The 19,649-nt window shown below is 50.9% G+C and carries 15 protein-coding genes; 6 read left to right on the top strand and 9 right to left on the bottom strand.

The genetic code is table 11. From position 1 onward, the window contains the following. Nucleotides 1-385 precede the first annotated feature (385 nt). The 4 genes from IEV97_RS19655 to IEV97_RS19670 form a co-directional block, all read right to left on the bottom strand. Complete coding sequence (locus IEV97_RS19655) at nt 386-1,483, bottom strand: efflux RND transporter periplasmic adaptor subunit (protein ID WP_188503196.1); 1,098 nt, start codon at nt 1,481-1,483, stop codon at nt 386-388. A gap of 41 nt (nt 1,484-1,524) precedes the next feature. After that, nucleotides 1,525-2,775 (bottom strand): ABC transporter permease, encoded by a 1,251-nt coding sequence (locus tag IEV97_RS19660; RefSeq protein WP_188503197.1) that lies wholly within the window; start codon nt 2,773-2,775, stop codon nt 1,525-1,527. A 299-nt stretch (nt 2,776-3,074) separates the two neighbouring features. Continuing rightward, entirely contained in the window at nt 3,075-4,319 is a 1,245-nt protein-coding gene (locus tag IEV97_RS19665) for an ABC transporter permease (protein WP_188503198.1), read from the bottom strand. Between the two features lie 45 nt (nt 4,320-4,364). Further along, a complete protein-coding gene (locus IEV97_RS19670; protein WP_188503199.1) occupies nt 4,365-5,084 on the bottom strand; it encodes an ABC transporter ATP-binding protein in 720 nt (239 codons plus the stop codon). A 309-nt stretch (nt 5,085-5,393) separates the two neighbouring features. On the opposite strand from IEV97_RS19670, the gene IEV97_RS19675 reads away from it, so the two are divergent. Further along, entirely contained in the window at nt 5,394-5,966 is a 573-nt protein-coding gene (locus tag IEV97_RS19675) for a hypothetical protein (protein WP_188503200.1), read from the top strand. Here IEV97_RS19675 and IEV97_RS19680 read toward each other — a convergent pair. The 5 genes from IEV97_RS19680 to IEV97_RS19700 all read right to left on the bottom strand — a co-directional run bounded on the left by IEV97_RS19680 (nt 5,963) and on the right by IEV97_RS19700 (nt 13,303). Next, a complete protein-coding gene (locus IEV97_RS19680) occupies nt 5,963-6,742 on the bottom strand; it encodes a pentapeptide repeat-containing protein (protein WP_188503201.1) in 780 nt (259 codons plus the stop codon). The genes IEV97_RS19675 and IEV97_RS19680 overlap by 4 nt on opposite strands. 86 nt (nt 6,743-6,828) lie before the next feature. After that, entirely contained in the window at nt 6,829-7,038 is a 210-nt protein-coding gene (locus IEV97_RS19685; RefSeq protein WP_188503202.1) for a hypothetical protein, read from the bottom strand. Nucleotides 7,039-7,177: 139 nt separating this feature from the next. After that, a complete protein-coding gene (gene lpdA / locus IEV97_RS19690) occupies nt 7,178-8,581 on the bottom strand; it encodes a dihydrolipoyl dehydrogenase (RefSeq protein WP_188503203.1) in 1,404 nt (467 codons plus the stop codon). A gap of 251 nt (nt 8,582-8,832) precedes the next feature. Continuing rightward, nucleotides 8,833-10,425 (bottom strand): 2-oxoglutarate dehydrogenase complex dihydrolipoyllysine-residue succinyltransferase, encoded by a 1,593-nt coding sequence (gene odhB / locus IEV97_RS19695; protein ID WP_188503204.1) that lies wholly within the window; start codon nt 10,423-10,425, stop codon nt 8,833-8,835. Between the two features lie 121 nt (nt 10,426-10,546). Continuing rightward, the gene (locus IEV97_RS19700) at nt 10,547-13,303 is read right to left on the bottom strand and encodes a 2-oxoglutarate dehydrogenase E1 component (RefSeq protein ID WP_188503205.1); all 2,757 of its coding nucleotides are present in this window, start codon (nt 13,301-13,303) and stop codon (nt 10,547-10,549) included. 275 nt (nt 13,304-13,578) lie between these two features. Between IEV97_RS19700 and IEV97_RS19705 the strand changes: the two genes are divergently transcribed. From IEV97_RS19705 to aspA, 5 genes are all read left to right on the top strand, one after another. Next, entirely contained in the window at nt 13,579-14,058 is a 480-nt protein-coding gene (locus IEV97_RS19705; protein WP_188503206.1) for a very short patch repair endonuclease, read from the top strand. A 77-nt stretch (nt 14,059-14,135) separates the two neighbouring features. Next, complete coding sequence (locus IEV97_RS19710) at nt 14,136-15,866, top strand: M28 family metallopeptidase (protein WP_188503207.1); 1,731 nt, start codon at nt 14,136-14,138, stop codon at nt 15,864-15,866. 335 nt (nt 15,867-16,201) lie between these two features. After that, nucleotides 16,202-16,432 (top strand): hypothetical protein, encoded by a 231-nt coding sequence (locus tag IEV97_RS19715; RefSeq protein ID WP_188503208.1) that lies wholly within the window; start codon nt 16,202-16,204, stop codon nt 16,430-16,432. Between the two features lie 130 nt (nt 16,433-16,562). After that, nucleotides 16,563-17,747 (top strand): ribonuclease D, encoded by a 1,185-nt coding sequence (locus IEV97_RS19720; protein ID WP_188503209.1) that lies wholly within the window; start codon nt 16,563-16,565, stop codon nt 17,745-17,747. Nucleotides 17,748-17,772: 25 nt separating this feature from the next. Then, nucleotides 17,773-19,182 carry an aspartate ammonia-lyase gene (gene aspA / locus IEV97_RS19725; protein ID WP_188503210.1) on the top strand — a complete coding sequence of 470 codons (1,410 nt, stop codon included), beginning with the start codon at nt 17,773-17,775 and terminating at the stop codon, nt 19,180-19,182. Nucleotides 19,183-19,649: the final 467 nt, after the last annotated feature.

Consider the following 19,649-nt stretch of genomic DNA (forward strand, 5'->3'; position numbering starts at 1 on the left):
ATCACAAACCACTGGAAGGCATTGAAAGACATCCTTGCCCCTTTAGCTATGAAACAGGCAGCGGTGCCAAGTGCGCCCTTGACGATTTTGTGTTTGAGCGTTCAGCGAGTTTAAAATCGTCTTGACTTTTTTGCTTACTTTTTGTGTCAAGACAAAAAGTGAGTGCCCGCCGCACAGGCGAAACAATGAAACAAGACAGGTTGCTATACCTGAAACAGCAGTAGCTACAAAGCACCTATACCTGGGCCAGCGACCCCTCCATAGCAGACACTCGCGCCATATAAAACCTTCGCTATACTTCAGTATGTATACAGGAGCAGCCACCTGGCCAGGCACAAAAAAAAACGGGCTAGGCCCGCTTTCTTCTCTCACCTTAAACAAACAATTAAATACTTTGCGTCGCGTTCGCATCCGGCACTTTCACTTTCTCTGAAGTCTTCAGGCCGGACACCACCTCTATGTTGATGCCGTCCGACAAACCGGTTTTCACTTCGCGCTTCTCAAACACCTGCGGAGCGGTTTCTACTTCTACATACGACTTGTCCTTCTCGAACTTGAGCAGGCTTTCCTTCACCGCCATTACGTTCTCGCGCTTGTCAAGCACGATGTCGGCGTTGGCGCTATACCCTGCCCGGATAAAGTCCTTCTCGTCGAGCAGCACCTTGGCGCGGATCGGGAACTTGATGGAGCCCTCTTCCAGCACGCCTTTCGGGGCGATGTACTCAAGCTTGGCGTTGAACACGCGGCCTTCGATGGCGCCGATGGTTAGCAACAGGTCCATGTTCTCTTTCAACTTGCCCACTTCTGACTCGTCGATCTTGCCCTCAAATATCAGGCTGCGCATGTCGGCCACGGTGGCGATAGAGGTGCCCTCGTTGAAGTTGTTGCGCTCGATGATGGAAGTCCCCACTTTCACCGGTACGTCCAGCAGCATGCCGTCGATGGTGGAGTAGACCAGATTAGAAGCCTGTCCGCTGCGTTTGGAGGCGCCCTCCCGCACGAGTTGCAGGTTGCTCTCAGCAGATTGCAGCGCTTCGCGCTTCAGGTCATGGTCAGCCTTATACTTTCTGAACTCCTGCTCGGCGATCACTTTCTGGTCGTAGAGCTGCTGGTAACGGGCCAGTTCACGCTTGGCTTCGTCGAAATTGATGCGGGCCGTCTCGAGCGTGTTCTGCGCATTGTTCACGTTCACGATGTTCGGCACGATCTTGATCTTGGCCAGCAGCTGTCCCTGCTTTACGATCTGCCCGGCCTCCACGTACAGCTCCTCCACAATGCCCGACACCTGCGACTTTACCTCCACCTCTTTGCGCGGTACGATAGAACCCGTGGCCACCGTTTTCTTCACGATGTCCGTCTCAAAGGGGGCCTCCGTTTTGTACACGATCGGATCGGTGTTGGCCTTGTTGTAGAAGTAGCGGACCAGCCAGACAGACAAGGCCAGCATGACGATCACAAACAGTCCGATAAAAACCTTTTTCATAGTGGTTGTTCAATTATAATCTTGTTGATTCGATGCTCATATTACTCTTCCTGCAGGGCAACTACCGGATTGACGCGGGCGGCCTTGGTGGCAGGTATAAGCCCGGCCAAAGCGCCGGCCACCACCAGCAGCACCGTTGCCGTTACAGCTACGGCCGGGTTCACTTCCGGCGGACCAAAGAAACCCGCCTGCACATTGTTCTCCACCATAAAGCCTTCGATGGCGGCGATAAGCCCGGTGCCGGCCAGCAAACCGATATAGCCGGCAAAACCCGTGATCACGATGGATTCCTGTATGATCAGGCTCACGATGGACAAAGGCGTTGCGCCGAGGGCCTTGCGTATACCGATCTCCTTGGTCCGTTCCTTCACCACAATCAGCATGATGTTGCCCACCCCGATGATACCGGCCACGATGGTGCCGATGCTCACCAGCCAGCTGAAGCCCGCTATACCTGCAAACAGCCCCTGCACATCCTGAAACTCCTTCTCCACATTGGCCGAGCCGAAGGCCTTCAGATCGGCCGGGGCCACCTTGTGCCGCTTCATCAACAGGGCCTTCACTTTTTCCTCCACCACGGCAGCAGGTATACCTGGCTTTGGCGTCATGGCAAAGAAGTTCACCTGGTTGGGCTGGTTAAAGGCCTGCTGCAAGGTCGTGTTCGGTATGTAAATGGTCTGGGCATCCTGCACCACGTCTTCGTCTTTGCCGAGTGGCTTAAACGTGCCCACCACCTGAAAATAGATGCCTTTGATGCTGATGTACTTGCCAATCGGGTCTACCCCTTCGCCAAACAGCAGTTCCAGGGTACGCGGTCCTACCACCGCCACTTTGCGGCGCTCCTCTACGTCTTTCTGGTTGATAAAGCGGCCACTCACCACATTGGTGGGCTTCACCTGCAGCACTTCCGGCGTTTCGCCATTCACGGTAAAAGCGGAGCTCTTGGTGCCGTATACTACCGAGAAACTGCCTTGTAGTTGGTTACTCGGCGCGATCACCCCCACCTCCGGCACAAAGGCACGGATGGCGTCTATGTCGTCGTTGGTCATCTGGATGAAGCGCCCCGCTTTCAGGCCCATGTAGGGCACACTGGTGCGCTGCGTCCACACAAACACGGCATTTTTGGCCACATTGAACTCAGAGGTAATGCCCTTCTCCAGCCCTTTACCAGCGCCCAACAGCAGCACCAACATGAAAATGCCCCAGAACACCCCAAAAGCCGTCAGCGCCGTACGCAGCTTGTGCTTTTTCACGGTGTTATAAATCTCGGTCCATTTATCAATGTCGATCATAGTTGGATTGAGTGAGTTTCTGATTTAGTGAATGAGTGAATGGGCGAATGAGTGAATGTTGATTTTTTGTTGATTGAGTAATTAGGTTCTTAGTCAATAGTCATTTGTTTGATTGTCGTTTGAGGTTTTGGGTTAATGATATACTAAGTAAATCCTGATTGAGTAATAGCTGTAAATAACTATCCCGCTGACAGTTCATCTAACATGAATGATCATTCGATTCAGTTGTTTTATCTCTATTAAACCAAAAACAAAAAATCACCAAATCACTCAATCACTCATTCACCAAATCACTAAATCTATCCCGCCCTCAGTGCCTCTATCGGTTTGATCCTGGCTGCTTTCAGGGCAGGCATCAGGCCGGCCAGGGCACCGGAAATCACCAGGATAAGGGTGGCTGCCAGCGCTACGCCAGGGTCCACTTCGGGACTTGCGAAGAAAGGCGCTTCCGCCCCCGACGACTCCATCAGATACTCCAGACCTGCCAGCACACCGGTGCCTGCCAACAGACCCAGGTAACCCGAGAAGGCCGTTATCACAACAGACTCCTGCAGGATCAGACTCACAATGGAGAAGGGTGTTGCCCCCAGAGCTTTGCGTACACCGATCTCGCGGGTGCGCTCCTTCACAATGATCAGCATGATGTTGCTCACGCCCACAATGCCGGCAATCAGGGTGCCTATACCTACTATCCACACAAATATCTTGATGCCATTGAAGAGACCCATCACTTTCAGGAACTCCGCCTCTGTGTTTTCTACCCCAATGGCCATCTTATCTTCGGTCGAAAACTTGTGCCGCTCGGCCAGCAAGTTGCGCAGCCGGCCCTCCATGTCTTTCGCGCTCACGCCTGGCTCGGCCACCAGCGCCATCATCTGTACCTGGTTAGGCTGGTTAAAGGCGGCCTGCAGGGTCGAGAAAGGGATGTACGCCCGCTCCTCTCGACGGCTGCTGTTATTGCCGCGCATCTTAAAGGTGCCCACTACCTTAAAGTGTATCCCTCTGATGTTGACGTACTCGCCCACCGGATCGGCCTCCCCAAACAACACCTTGCTTACCTGGTCACCGATCACGACGACTTTGCGCTTCTCACGCTCGTCAATTTCATTGAGCAAGCGGCCCATGTACGGAATCTCGCCGTTGATTTTCAGGAAGCCCGGCTCAGCGCCAAACACCTGATAAGAGCCGTTCTGGGTTTTGTAGTTGATGGTATACTCGCCCATCACACGGTTGCGCGGCGATAGCAACTGCACGTTTTCCACATCCCTGTGCACCGACGCCAGGTCCTGATTGGTCAGTTTTATCTCACGGCCTGGCGACATCCCCTGGTGGGCCAGCGCTGTCTTGCCGGTCCAGACGTAGATGCTGTTCTTGGCCCCGGCCCCGAAGCGGTTGTATACCCCGTTCTCCAGGCCCTTACCCGCACCCAGCAAAAGCACCAGCATAAAGATGCCCCAGAACACGCCAAAGGCAGTCAGGAACGTGCGCAGCTTGTTCTTCTGCATCGTCCCGAGTATCTCCTGCCATTTGTCTAGATCGAACATGTTTTGGATTGCTGGTTGTTAATTGATGATTGTTGTGTGCCTTCCTTAGCTTTTGGCCGCGACCACCTCTGCTGCCAGTATCGCTTCCTCAGCCTGATGTTCTCCACTCACGATCAGGCCGTCTTTGAGCCGGATGACGCGGTGTGTCTGGGCAGCGATGTCGTTTTCGTGCGTCACGATCACCACCGTCATACCCTTGCTGTTCACGTCCTTGAAGATGTCCATCACATCATATGACGTCTGCGTGTCCAGGGCGCCGGTCGGTTCGTCGGCCAGGATGAGTTTGGGCTGTGAGATAAGCGCTCTGGCGATGGCCACCCGCTGTTTCTGACCACCTGACATTTCGTTGGGGGAATGCTCCGCCCAGTCTTTCAGGCCTACCCTGTCGAGGTACTCCAGGGCCAGTTTGTTGCGTTGCTTGCGGCCCACGTTCTGGTAATAAAGCGGCAGGGCCACGTTCTCCATCGCGTTTTTGAAAGAGAGCAGGTTGAAGGACTGAAACACAAAGCCCAGAAATTTATTCCGGTAGTAAGCCGCCTTTGCAGCCGACAGATTCCGGATGGGCGTGCCTGCCAAGGTATAGCTGCCGCTGTCGTAGTCGTCGAGGATGCCGAGGATGTTGAGCAAAGTGGATTTACCGGAGCCGGAAGAGCCCATAATCGAGACCAGTTCGCCCTCCTCTATGTGCATGTCGATGCCTTTGAGCACGTGCAGTTTGTTGTGCCCCACCGCGTAGTATTTGTGTATATTTTCCAGCTGTATCATAGGCGGCAGTCCAAAATGATGGCAAATAAATTACTGGTATTCGCTTTACAAGGTGCTCTATATAGCGCTAAGTTTCTGAAATACTATACCTACAGGAGATTTGTACCGACTGACAGGTATAGTTTATCTATCAGTCGGTTAACATCCTCCCAAAGCAATTTCAGCTCAAATGCTCTTATTTAAGTTAAAACGAAACCCAATACGTCCCTATTTTGCCCGGTTCATGATAAAGATGAAATAGTGAGGGGATAGGTTGCCTGCGATGTGGGAAATAATTCACTCACTATACCTCCCCTTCGTAGAAAAGCTATGCTACGACCGGACCTGCCACAGCCTATCCTCTTTCATCCTTTAAAGCATCATCTGGTGTATATCCGGCAGTTTATACAGGCGCACAGCGAGGCAGACGATTCCTTTCTGCAGGCACAACTCAGGACAATCGGCAGTTCGCAGCTCGACCTATACCTGGGCGAGTTATCCGCCCTGCAAATTGCTGATGAAACCATTCTATACCTGCAAAAGCACCACACGCTTGCGCCCGAGGCGTACCGGCTATACCTGTCTGGCAGTGGAGCGGCCTATCAGCTGATCAGCCTGTCTGACGAAAGCGAGTGGGTGCTGCGTTGGGGCGTAGTTGAAGGAAGGCACGTGCACCTGCACCCGGCCAGGTATAGCCGGTATACCCTGCGCGTAAAAGCCAACACACTGAAATCAGCTGTAGCGGTAAGTATGGCTGTCCGAAGGTATAAGCAGCCACTGAGTTTGGCCCTGGTTAACCAGGTGCGTACCCAGTGGCTTGGGCTGGCGCCTATACCTTCCTCCTTAACGAGCGGTACGTTTGCAAGATTGGTCTACTTGTTGGACGACAAGGAGACTAGTTAGTTTTCAGTTCGGCTAAAGACCATTCGGTTGTTGACTTTTGTATACTTAAAGTCCTCATCGCCCCTAAACATGGCCCTTTGCAAGTGCATGTTGTTTGCCACTTTGGTGTACTTAAAGTTGGCTAGGCCTCTGAAGTCTGCCGCCTTGAAGTCAGCGTCTCCGCTGAACTTGGCGTACTTGAAATTCGCTTCTTTTCTAAAAGAAGCATTCCCGAAACTGGTCTCCTCAGGAAAAGCTACATACTTGAAATTGGCTTCTCCCGCATACTTCGTTCTACTGTAATCGGCTGATTTCGAAAACTTACTATACTTGAAGTTAGCCTCGTGCCGGAAATTGCTGCCTGCAAACGATACGGCGTCTTTAAACTTTGAGTACTTGAATGCGCTGTATCCTTCAAACACACAATCCTCAAAGCGGACCGCTTTGTCAAAATTGGTGTTATACACTTCGTTTTTCCTGTTGAAAAGCTTTATGTCCTCGTTATCCGGATTGAAATAGGCCAGCACATCGTCTTTGAACGTGCAGTCAACAAAAGTCAAAGGCACTTTTACGGTGCTGATGTACTCATTCGTACTGTTCTTACTGTCAGCCTTTTTCTCGAGATGCATGTTGTCCAGGCGCGTCAGATCCAGCACACCCACGATCACAGCATTTTTATAAGACACCGCCTCGCCACGGTTTATTTTGGCAATAATTTCAGAGGCCTTTACTTGCGTTTGTGCCCAGGTCAGGAAAGGCACGGCCAGCAGAAACAGGAGTAGAAATGATTTTTTCATGTTTTTAAGGTATAAGGTTTGAGTGGAATATCAGCTTATACCCTCTAGATGCAGCAAACCCCGGGACGGTTGCCTGGCTGTACTTTTTATTCTTCCAGAAACTGCACAATGGTGCGCACTACGATCCAATAGCTAAGGAAAGCGAAAATGAATACGGTGCCGAACAGCAAAACCTTTTCCAGCAGACTGGAGCTGATGATCTGGCAGGTATAGCTCGCGACCAGAAATGGTAGCAGGAGGCCGAGCCCCATCATGATTTTTAATGCTTTATTGAAAGATTGCTGCGGCTCGTTCATAGCTGTACCTGGTTTAAGGCTTCATGCTTTAATACAACGCAAAACGCACTAAAAGAGTTATCATCACTATATAGTTATAAAACAAAACAGCATCACTTTTTTCAAGTGATGCTGTTTCAGAATTATAAATCAATTTCGATTAAATATGCAGAGCGCGATTTTCTGTTGCTGCCAGGCAAGCCTCTTTGATGGCTTCTGTATAGGTGGGGTGCGCATGGCTCATGCGCGAAATGTCCTCCGCCGAAGCACGGAATTCCATCGCCACGACTGCCTCTGCAATCAGGTCGGCTATACGCGGACCAATCATGTGCATACCCAGGATCTCGTCCGTTTCCTTGTCAGCCAGCACCTTCACAAAGCCGTCCGTGTCCATCGACGCCTTGGCACGGCCTGACGCTTTGAACGGGAACGAACCGGTCTTGTACGCACGGCCCTGCTCTTTCAACTGCTCTTCGGTATAGCCTACGCCCGCCACTTCCGGCCAGGTATACACCACACCTGGAATCAGGTTGTAGTTGATGTGCGGCTTCTGGCCCACGATGGTCTCTGCTACGAACACGCCTTCTTCTTCAGCTTTGTGGGCCAGCATCGCGCCACGCACCACGTCGCCGATCGCATAGATGCCCGGCACGTTGGTTTCCAGGTGGTCGTTTACGGCAATCATACCGCGCTCTCCCATCTGCACACCGGCGTTCTCCAGACCCAGTCCTTCAGTATAAGGCTTGCGGCCCACCGAAACCAGCACGTAGTCGCCGTCAAACGTAACTACTTCGCCTTTCGGATTCTCAGCCGTCACAGTCACGGTTTCGCCTTCGTTGGTAGCGCCTGTTACTTTGTGGTTGAAGAAGAACTCGAAACCCAATGTTTTCTTGAGCACACGCTGCAGCTCTTTACCGAGCGAACGGTCCATGGTCGGGATAATAGAATCCATGTACTCCACCACCTGCACTTTCGTACCCAGGCGAGCGTATACCGAGCCCAGCTCCAGGCCGATCACACCGCCACCGATCACGATCATTTTCTTCGGCACCTCTTTCAATTCCAAAGCTTCCGTAGAGGTGATGATGCGCTTCTTATCGATTGGCAGGAATGGCAGCGAAGTAGGCTTAGAGCCCGTCGCGATGATGGTTTTGTCTGTCTCGATCTGCTGCTCCTGGCCGTCTATACCTGCTATTTTGATAGTGTTCTTATTCACGAAAGAACCCATACCATAGTAAGTATCGATCTTGTTTTTCTTCATCAGGAAGGCGATGCCGTCGTTATTCGACTTCACCACGCCCGCCTTGCGGTTGATCATCTGCTCGATGTTCACCTGCAGATCATTCAGTTCAATGCCATGCTCCTTAAAGGTATGCGCCGCATTGTGGTAATGCTCTGATGAATCCAGGAGTGCCTTGGAAGGTATACACCCCACGTTCAGGCAAGTGCCGCCCAGCACATTATACTTCTCTATGATCGCGGTTTTCAGGCCCAGCTGCGCGCAGCGTATAGCCGCCACATACCCGCCAGGACCAGAACCGATTACGGTTACATCGTATTTCATCTGTCTATATTTTAGGGAGAGGTATACCTCTCGTTTTGTTTTGATTTCTCTACAAACATTAACCCACCCCTGCCCCTCCCAAGAGGGGAATCGGTAATAGGTAAGGTCCCCCTTTGAAGGGGGTAGGGGATGTTTTACACTTCGCAGGCAAACACCCCTATAGTCCCCTCAAGGGGACACTTTCTTCTATAATCGCAATAAAAAGGAGGAGCAAACTTTAACGCTTACCCCTCCTACCTTATCTCAATAATTTATACGCCAAGAAGCAATCTCATCGGATCTTCCAACAGTTCTTTAACTCGAACCAGGAAGCTAACCGACTCGCGGCCGTCGATGATGCGGTGATCGTAAGAGAGCGCCAGGTACATCATCGGGCGAATCTCCACTTGTCCGTCCACGGCTACCGGGCGCTGCACGATGTTGTGCATACCTAGTATAGCTGACTGCGGCGCGTTGATGATCGGCGTTGACATCATAGAACCGAACACGCCACCATTGGTGATCGTGAAGGTACCGCCCGTCATCTCCTCAATTGAAAGTTTCCCGTCGCGTGCCTTCTTGGCCAGACGAATTACTTCTTTCTCAATGCCGTCCAGTGTCAGGCTTTCCGCGTTGCGGATAACCGGCACTACCAGACCTTTCGGTGAGGAAACAGCAATTGAAACGTCCACAAAATCGTTGAAGATCATGTCGTTGCCATCGATCTGTGCATTTACAGCAGGCCACTCCTGCAGGGCAACAGTACAGGCCTTCGTGAAGAAGGACATGAAACCTAAGCCTACTTCGTGCTTTTCCTTGAACTTGTCTTTGTACTTGGCGCGGATGTCCATGATCGGCTTCATATCCACCTCGTTGAAGGTAGTCAACATGGCCGTTTCGTTTTTCACCTGTACCAGGCGGCGGGCAACAGTCTTGCGCAGTGAACTCATCTTCTCACGGCGCTGGTTGCGGTCACCTGAAGCAGCTGGTGCGGCGGCAGTTTCCTGCTTAGCAGCAGGAGCAGCTGCGACAGCTGGTTTCGCAGCAGACTTCTGAGCGCCCATGGCGTCTTCTTTCGTAATGCGACCGTCGCGGCCTGTACCCTGTACATCGGCTGGATTGATGCCTTTCTCAGAAAGGATCTTACCCGCAGCCGGTGATGGTGTGCCGGAAGCATAGGTCTGGGCACCAGATGGAGCGGCAGCGGCTGGCTGAGAAGCCTGCTGTGCAGCAGGAGCGCCTGGCTGGGCGGCTGGTTTCGCAGCGCCGGCACCTGCACCCTGCACAATGCGGCAAAGCAATCCACCGATCTCTACCGTGTCGCCTTGCTGGGCTACGATCTGCAGTGTGCCTGCGGCTTCAGCCGGTAACTCAAAAGTCGCCTTGTCTGACTCCAACTCTGCGATTACTTCGTCCATTTCTACATGGTCGCCGTCGTTTTTCAACCAGCTGGCAATCGTTACCTCTGTAATGGACTCGCCTACCGTTGGCACACGCATTTCTTTTGTTTCGCCAGCACCCTGCGCAGCGGCCGGAGCGGACTCCTGGGCAGCTGAGGCAGCGGCAGTTGCAGTTGGTGCAGCAGTTTCTTGTTTAGCGGCTGGAGCAGCAGGGGCGCCACCAGCTTCGCCGTTCTGCTCGATGCGGCAGATCGTGGCACCCACCTCAATGGTATCGCCTTCCTGCGCAACGATGCGTAAAATGCCTGCGGCTTCTGCTGGCAGTTCGAATGTGGCTTTGTCAGATTCCAGCTCCGCAATCACCTCATCCATCTCTACCCGGTCGCCGTCTTTCTTTAGCCACTGGGCTATGGTAACCTCAGTGATGGACTCACCTACGGTAGGCACTTTAACTTCTAAGCTCATATTTTCTATCGATTATGAATTACGAATTAAGAATTACGAATCATTACCCAATAATGACGAATGATTAGTGGTTAATTACAAGCCCACTGGTCATTCGCCACTATTGGGTAATCATTATGCATTAAATAGCGAAGGCGCGTTCAATCAACTCCGCTTGCTCCTTGCCGTGTATTTTGTTATACCCGGTTGCAGGCGAAGCACTTGGCTTACGGGCCACCAGATCTTCCACGCCGTTGCGCATCACACGCAGCACGTACATCCAGCCACCCATGTTTTCCGGCTCTTCCTGTACCCAGTATACCTTGGCGTTCTTGTACTTGCTCAGCTCGGCCTCCAACTGCACTTTCGGGAACGGCGCCAGTTGCTCTATACGGATAATGGCTACATCCTTGCGCTTGTTCTTCTGCTGTTCCTCCACCAGGTCGAAGTATACCTTACCAGTACACAGCAGTACTTTCTTCACTGACTTGGCCGATGCGTAGTCATCACCGATTACCTCCCGGAAGCCTCCCTTTGTGAATTCCTCTATAGGAGACACCACGTTCGGATGACGCAGCAACGACTTCGGCGCCATGTTGATGGCCGGCTTGCGGAATGGCAATGCCAGTTGGCGACGCAGGAAGTGGAAGAAGTTGGCTGGTGTCGTGATGTTGGTCACAAACATGTTGTACTCAGCAGCCAGCTGCAGGAAGCGCTCAGGGCGGGCATTGGAGTGCTCTGGTCCCTGCCCTTCGTAACCGTGCGGCAACAGCATTACCACCCCATTCATACGTTGCCACTTAGACTCCGTGGCAGCCACAAACTGATCGATCATTACCTGCGCACCGTTGGCAAAGTCCCCGAACTGCGCCTCCCAGATAACGAGTGCGCTCGGGTTGGCCATCGCGTAGCCAAACTCAAAGCCCAGCACGCCATACTCTGACAACAGCGAGTTGTAGATCTCCAGTTGGCGCTGCTCATCCTGAATATAGTTTAAGCTGTTGTATGGAGCGCTTGTGTTGGCATCGCGGAGCACGGCATGGCGGTGCGAGAACGTACCGCGTTGCACATCCTGTCCGCTTAGGCGCACAATTTTACCCTCTGCCAGCAAAGAACCGTAAGCCAGCAACTCGGCAGCGGCCCAGTTCAGCTGACGCGTTTCAAAGAACATCTCTTTGCGGTCTTTCAGGAGCTTCTCGATTTGCTTCAGCGGCTTAAAGCCTTGCGGCACCGTTGAGAGCGCTTTGCCTACGCGTTCCACTACTTCAGGCGCTATACCTGTTTCTGGCGACTGGTTGAAGTCTTCCGGTGTAGAGCGGCGCAATGTCTGCCATTCCTTCTCCAGGGACTGGTAGTTGTATGGCAAAGGTTTCTGCTTCACCATGTCCAGGCGGTCCTGTAGCATCTGACGGAATTCCTTGTCCATAGATTGTGCCAACTCCGCATCAATTTCACCACGGGTGATCAGGTTCTTGTTGTATACCTCGCGCGGGTTCGGGTGCTTCGAAATCAGGTTATACAAGTGTGGCTGCGTGAACTTCGGTTCGTCTGCCTCGTTGTGGCCATGACGGCGGTAGCAGACCATGTCGATGAAGATGTCGTTGCCGAACATCTGACGGTACTCCGTGGCCAGACGCACGGCAAATACCACGGCTTCCGGATTGTCGCCATTTACGTGCAGCACTGGCGCGTCGATAATTTTGGCTACGTCCGTGCAGTAAATAGAAGAACGGGCATCTTCGAAGTCAGTCGTAAAGCCTACCTGGTTGTTGATCACAAAGTGAATGGTACCGCCTGTCTGGTAGCCTTTTAGCTTCGCCATTTGAGTCACCTCGTACACAATACCCTGACCAGCCAGGGCGGCGTCGCCGTGAATCAGGATAGGAACGATCTGCTTGGGATCGCGCTCATACATGCAATCAATCTTGGCACGCACGAAGCCCTCTACTACCGGGTTCACCGCCTCCAGGTGCGATGGATTTGGTGCCAGTTTCAGATTAACCGTGTTGCCGGATGTAGGGGTAACCACCTCTGAAGAGAAGCCCATGTGGTACTTCACGTCACCATCACCCATGGTCAGGTCTGGTGTGGCAGTGCCTTCAAACTCCGAGAAAATCTGCTCGTAAGTCTTGCCCATGATGTTGGCCAGCACGTTCAGGCGACCACGGTGCGCCATACCTATCACCACTTCTTTGGCACCCAGATCGGAGGCCTTGTCGATGATGGCATCCAGGGCAGGTATAGTCGTTTCGCCACCTTCCAGCGAGAAACGCTTCTGACCCAGGAATTTTGTGTGTAGGAAGTTCTCGAATACAACCGCCTCGTTCAGTTTAGAAAGAATGCGCTTCTTGTATTCTATACCTGGGTTAAAGGCCGGGAATTCTTTTTCTATTTTGTTTTGCAGCCACTTGAGCACTTCCGGGTCGCGGATGTACATGTATTCGAAGCCGATCGGACCTTCGTAAATTTGCTGCACCGTCGCTACAATGTCGCGCAGCTTGGCAGGTCCGATACCGATCACTTCGCCTACCTGGAACACAGTGTCCAGGTCCGCTTCTGACAGACCGAAGTCTTTCAGGTCCAGCAGGGCTTTGCGGTCTTTGCGCTCGCGCACCGGGTTGGTTTTGGAACGCAGGTGGCCGCGGGTGCGGTAGGCATATATAAAGTTGCGAACAGCTACTTCTTTATCTGATAAGCCGGCTGAAGTGCCTTTGGCCGGGGCGGCTGCTGGGGCACCATCCACCTCATGACCGTTTTCGTTATAGGCTGTCGAGAAATCAAAGCCTTCGAAGAATTTGCGCCATCCAAAGTCAACTGACTCAGGATCCTGCTGATAAGCTTTGTACAGCTCATCGATGTAGGCTCCGTGCGCATTTGCGATATAGGTATATTTATCCATAACTAATTTTTACGGCTGTGTGTAAAGGCAAAGTTAAGAGTATTTATAACAAATCAAACTTTATGCATTCGCATAAGCAAATACAGCTGTAAATCAACGCAATGCTATCAAATATATTATTTATATATTGAGCTGGATGATAGAAAGTACATTCCCGTAATAGCCTGATTTTGTTACTCAGCATCCTGCTTTCACGCCATAAAATTGAATCCTACCATTATTCTGCACTTTCATAAGCCATTATTTGTTCGAATATAGAGCATACCCTTTCGGAATTGACCGTCAGAAAGAAAGTCAAAAAATATAAAGCGAATCCTGCACCACTCACAGCACGTGAGAAGGTAAGCAGGTATATGCGCGGTAACAAAAGCCGTGACACGAAGCCCGAACTCCTGCTCCGACGCGCACTCTGGCATAATGGCCTGCGCGGCTACCGGGTACACTGGCGCAAAGCGCCCGGCAAACCCGACATCTGCTTTCCATCCCGACGACTGGCCATTTTCGTGCACGGCTGCTTCTGGCACCGCTGCCCATATTGCCAACCGGCATTCCCCAAGTCAAACCTACGATTCTGGGAGGAAAAGTTTACCAATAACCAATTGCGTGACGAACGCTACAAGGCGCTATACCGGGAAGCCGGCTGGCAACGGGTCGTGATATGGGAGTGCCAACTCTACCAGGACCCCATCTCCTGCCTCGACCTTATCAAAACACTGCACCGGGGTGTTCCTGCCAGCTGGGAAGTAGCCGCCTGATCGAAATCCAGACGGGCGTAACCATCGGTATGAATAAAAGTATTATCTTCAGTAACTTAACATACCTATCTAACCCTATGAAAAAAAATATGATCGGCCTGGCTGTGCTCAGTCTGCTGGCTTTTGGCTGTAACGAAAACGCCAGAGAGGTAGCAGACAGCGACAACGACCGCACCGCAGTTGCCAGCGACACAACGGGTGGCCTGCTAACCGCTCAACAGAGCATTAACGCCAACGACCTCCTGCAGCACATTAAGGTGCTTGCCTCGGATGAGTTCGAAGGCCGTAGCCCCGGTACTGCCGGCGAGGACTCTACAGTAAACTACCTGACCCGTGAGTTTAAGAAGCTGGGCCTGCAGCCTGGCAACCCGAATGGCACCTTTGTACAGAAGGTCCCCATGTTTGGCTTTACCGCGCAGCCCCAGGCAAACTTTACAGCAGGCGGCAAAACCGTCAATCTTTCCTTCCCGGATGACTATGTGGCTGTGTCGCGCCGCTATGTGCAGGATGTGAACGTCAACAATTCTGATCTGGTGTTTGTAGGCTATGGCATCGTAGCACCGGAATACGGCTGGGATGATTACAAAGGAGTGGATGTAAAAGGCAAGACGATCGTGATGCTCATCAACGATCCGCCTATACCTAGCCCGAACAACCCGGGACAGCTGGACAGCACCATGTTTGGCGGGAAAGCCATGACCTACTACGGCCGCTGGACCTACAAATATGAGATCGCTGCCGAGAAGGGCGCCGCCGCTGCCATCATCATCCACGAAACTGGTCCGGCAGGCTATCCTTACGAGGTGATATCAGGAAGCTGGAGCCGCGAGAACTTTGACATCAGCAACCCGGGCAAAAACATGGACCGCCTGGCGGTAGAATCCTGGATAACGGAAGACAAGGCCCGCGAACTATTTACAGCTTCCGGCAACAACTTCGAAAAACTGAAGAGCGCTGCTGCCCAAAAAGGCTTTAAGCCTGTGGCGCTGAATGCGAAGGCTAACTTTACGATCAAGAACAAGCTGCGCGAAGTGGAGTCGCGGAACGTAATTGCCAAACTGGAGGGATCCGACCCGGAGTTGAAAAACGAGTATGTGGTGTACACGGCACACTGGGACCACTTGGGCAAAGACGACAAACTGCAGGGCGACCAGATCTACAACGGCGCCATGGACAATGCCAGCGGCACGGCTGGACTCATCGAACTGGCAAAAGCCTTTACACAACTACCCGAGAAACCAAAGCGCTCTATTCTTTTTCTAGCCGTAACGGCCGAGGAGAAGGGTCTGCTGGGGTCCAAGTACTATGCCTCCAATCCACTATACCCGCTCACCAAAACCCTGGCGAACATCAACATGGATGTGCTCAACCCTTACCATCCAACCGAAGATGTGATTGTAATTGGGTATGGCAACTCTGATCTGGAGGATATTCTGGCAGAAGAGGCCCGCACGCAAAACCGTCGGATCGTTCCGGAGGCATCTCCTGAGAAAGGTTCTTTCTACCGCTCCGACCATTTTGAGTTTGCCAAGCAGGGCGTGCCGGCCCTGTATGCCAAGTCAGGTATAGTTGCCCGTGACCAACCTGCCGATTTTATTACCAAAAAGCAGGAGCAGTACACGGCCGAGCACTACCACAAAGTAAGCGACGAGGTGTATGGCGACTGGAACCTGGATGGTGCAGTGGAGGATCTTCAGCTTTATTTCCGGGTGGGCCTTCGGGTGGCAAACGGTACTGCCTACCCAGCATGGCGTGAAAAGTCTGAATTCAGGGCCAAGCGGGAGAAGTCGTTATCTGAAGTTCAGTAATTATCTCTTATTTATAACGAGTCTTTTAAGGAGCCTTTCTGGAATATCAGGAAGGCTCCTTTCTTATTGGCTACCAGCAAGCATCTCTATTCGCACCACATGAGATCAGAGATCACTAAATAGGTAAAGTTATATTTTATAGCCAAGCTCCCATAATAGCCGTTTAGCTATACCTATTCACGCTCTCGCTGCTCGCCCTTCCAAAAAGCTGTTTAACAGCAATATAAAAGACATTTACTCGGATTGCTTCAAAAAAAATTAATCTTTAGGGTTACCTTTCCGTATAAACCGAATAAATAAGTACAAATTTACTTGTTTAACAAAATTTGAAAATCATGAAAAAGACAATAAAATTCGCATTCGCTGCATTCGCTTTCTTTGCTTTCACAGCTTGTGGCACTGACAACAACACAGCCACAGAAACTGATCGTATTGACGAAGTAGAGACTTCTGATATTGATGTGGATGCAGACATGGACATAGAAACCGACACTACCACCGTTATGGACACTACCGTAAATGATGGTGTGGCGGACGAAATACCGGAAGAAAAACCTATTCAGTAATATACATACGTACCCTTTTCAAAAAGCCCCCTTCCAGTTCGCTGGAAGGGGGCTTTTGCATAGGTGCGCTACGAAAGAAAAATAGCATACGAGGCGTGGATATGGCTTAATACTTGTTTAAATTTAGCCAATGGAAAAATTATCTTTAGAAGAAGACGGCGTGGCAATTGTGCTTGTGGCATCTGATGCAAACTTGCGTCAGGCCGTGCAGCAATTGGAGCAATGCGATGAACTCGCCCTTGACCTTGAGTTTGATCAGAACCGCTATACCTATGGTTTTAACCTTTGCCTGATCCAGATAGCGGATGGCAAAGGAAAATGCTTTATCATAGACCCCTTTTACATTGATGACCTGACGCCTTTTTTCCAGTTGATGGAGAACCCGGCAATTACAAAGATCATTCACCATTCCAATAACGATATCCTGTTGCTCGATAAAATGGGGTGCTCCGTAAAAGGTATAGTTGACACCGATGTGGCGGCTAAGATCCTAAACTATGAGCGCTCCTCATTGGCAACTGTCCTCAAAGAGGAATTTGGAAAAGAGATCGATAAATCACAGCAATCCAGCAACTGGAACAAGCGACCGCTCACGGAAGATCAGCTCCGCTACGCAGCCATTGACGTGATATACCTGCATAAGGTAAAGTCTAAGCTACTCCAGGAAATAGAAAAGGCTGGTCGTATGCACTGGCTCGAGGAAGAAGACTATCTGTTAGAGCAACTCAAGTACACTGAGTCAGAAAATCCGCACCTGCGGCTGAAGCACTCATACCGCCTCAACTATTACCAACAGTATCTTCTCAAATGGCTCTATACCTTCCGGGAGAACCTAGCCCAACAGTTTAACAAACCAGCCCATTTCGTAATCCCGAATGAAGCCTTGGTGGAGCTAGCTAATAACCCGAACACGGATGTCCATGAATGGTTGAACCATACCAGAGGGATACACGGCAATCTCAAAAAGCCAAAAAATGAGCGGATGCTGCAGGACGCTCTGCATGAGGCCAAAGAAGCAGCCAAGGCCAACCACATCAGCCACGATTACCCGGAGCATCGCTTCCAGCGGCCGTTGCGCACCCCTGAGACCGAACGCCGTAAGGAGTTGTTGACAGCGGTACAGCAGGAAATCATGGCAAGGTATGGAGAGTACGCCTCTAAACTGATCATTAACCAAAGTCTGATCACGGACTACAGCCAAAACGGTAAACTGCGCTGCAATAAGAAGTACGGCAGCGACATTGTACTGGAAGTGGCAAGGGATCTAGGTATAGCTATACATGTTTCAACTGCTCCCCAGCAGACAAGTGAATAAATAAGTTTGTCTTTAAGAAAACAGCATGGAAAAAGTAAGGATTGAACACGACTTTTTGGGAGAGAAAGAAATCCCCAATGAGGTCTACTATGGAATTCAGACGTTACGCGCACTTGAAAACTTTCATATTACAGGTATTCCGATTTCGAAAGAGCCTCTTTTCATAAAGGCTTTTGCTTATGTGAAGAAAGCAGCTGCACTTGCCAACCACCAGAGCGGCATTTTGAGCAAAGAGGTGACAGATGCTATCGTTTATGCCAGTGATAAGCTGATAGCAGGAGAGTACCTCGATCAATTTGTGACAGATATGATTCAGGGAGGTGCCGGCACTTCTGTGAACATGAACGTGAACGAGGTGATTGCCAATGTTGGCCTGGAGTACATGGGCCATCCAAAAGGCATGTATAACGTCCTTCATCCGAACAACCATGTAAACTGCTCCCAATCGACGAATGATGCTTACCCAACAGCATTCAGGTTGGCTCTCTATTGGAAGATCCAAGCATTCATTGAAAGCCTGGAGGCCCTGCAACTGTCGTTTGGCCGCAAAGCGGAGGAGTTCAAGGAAGTGCTGAAAATGGGTCGTACACAACTGCAAGACGCTGTACCTATGACACTGGGTGCAGAGTTTCATGGTTACGCCACCACAGTACGAGAGGACATCCAGCGGTTACACGAAGTGAAGATGCTGATCTGTGAGATCAACATGGGCGCAACAGCCATCGGCACCTCCATAAACGCACCACAAGGCTATCCACAACTGGTAACAAATATTCTGCGGGATATATCGGGAGTGCCAGTGGTACTGGCTGAAGACCTGATTGAGGCAACCTGCGATACAGGCGCCTATGTACAGGTATCGGGTGTGATGAAGCGCTGCGCGGTAAAGGTATCCAAAATATGTAATGATCTACGCTTACTCTCTTCAGGACCACGTGCCGGCTTAAATGAGATTAACCTGCCACCTATGCAGCCAGGCTCATCTATTATGCCTGGAAAGGTAAACCCTGTTATACCTGAAGTAGTCAACCAAACGGCTTACTATGTCATAGGAGCAGATATGACGGTGACCATGGCTGCTGAAGCCGGTCAGTTACAGCTCAACGTAATGGAACCTGTTATCGCTTATAGCTTATTCAATTCACTGACCTTCCTGGAGAATGCCTGCTATACCTTACAGCGCAAATGCATTGACGGAATCACAGCCAATGTCGAGATCTGCCGGAATATGGTCATGAACAGCATTGGCATCGTGACTTCCCTAAACCCAATTATAGGTTACGAGCAGTCTGCTTCTATTGCCAAAGAGGCTTTGATAACAGGTAAATCAATCCATGAGATTACAGTACTGGAGCGTAAGCTAATCACACAGGCCAAGTGGGATGAGATTTTCTCCATGGAAAACCTGATTCACCCTAAGTTCATTAACTTATAATAGTAGACACTGTACAAAAAAAGGGGCTGTAGGTAAAACCTACAGCCCCTTTTTTATGTGCTTGAATATTGTTCAGTTAGGTATTTTATGAAAGACAGCTCTTTCTAGCGTGAGAAAGATAAACTATTCTTCTACTTCTAACCAGATACCCTGTCCAGCATACCGAGAGGCTTTCTTCATGCTTATGCTTCGGGCCAGGAGGAAATGCCCCTTCATTTGCCCACCACCTTTGACATTGATTCCTAGGGATTATTAGCCCTTGCAATGCCGGAGTTGTCTCTCTAAGGGGTAATACACAATCGTCAAGGGTAATTGCTGCATAATGGCATACTGAACTATCCCCGCGCAGTGCTCTCGAAAGGGCTATTGCGTTCCGTATGCTTTAGCCGTTGCCTCTGCCGCAGGCAGTTTGGGGCTGCTGTAAACGGCAACAGCCCCTGGCTCTTTTCAGAGTCAGGGGCTGTGCT

This window comes from Pontibacter amylolyticus, assembly GCF_014638845.1.
Lineage (GTDB): Bacteria > Bacteroidota > Bacteroidia > Cytophagales > Hymenobacteraceae > Pontibacter > Pontibacter amylolyticus.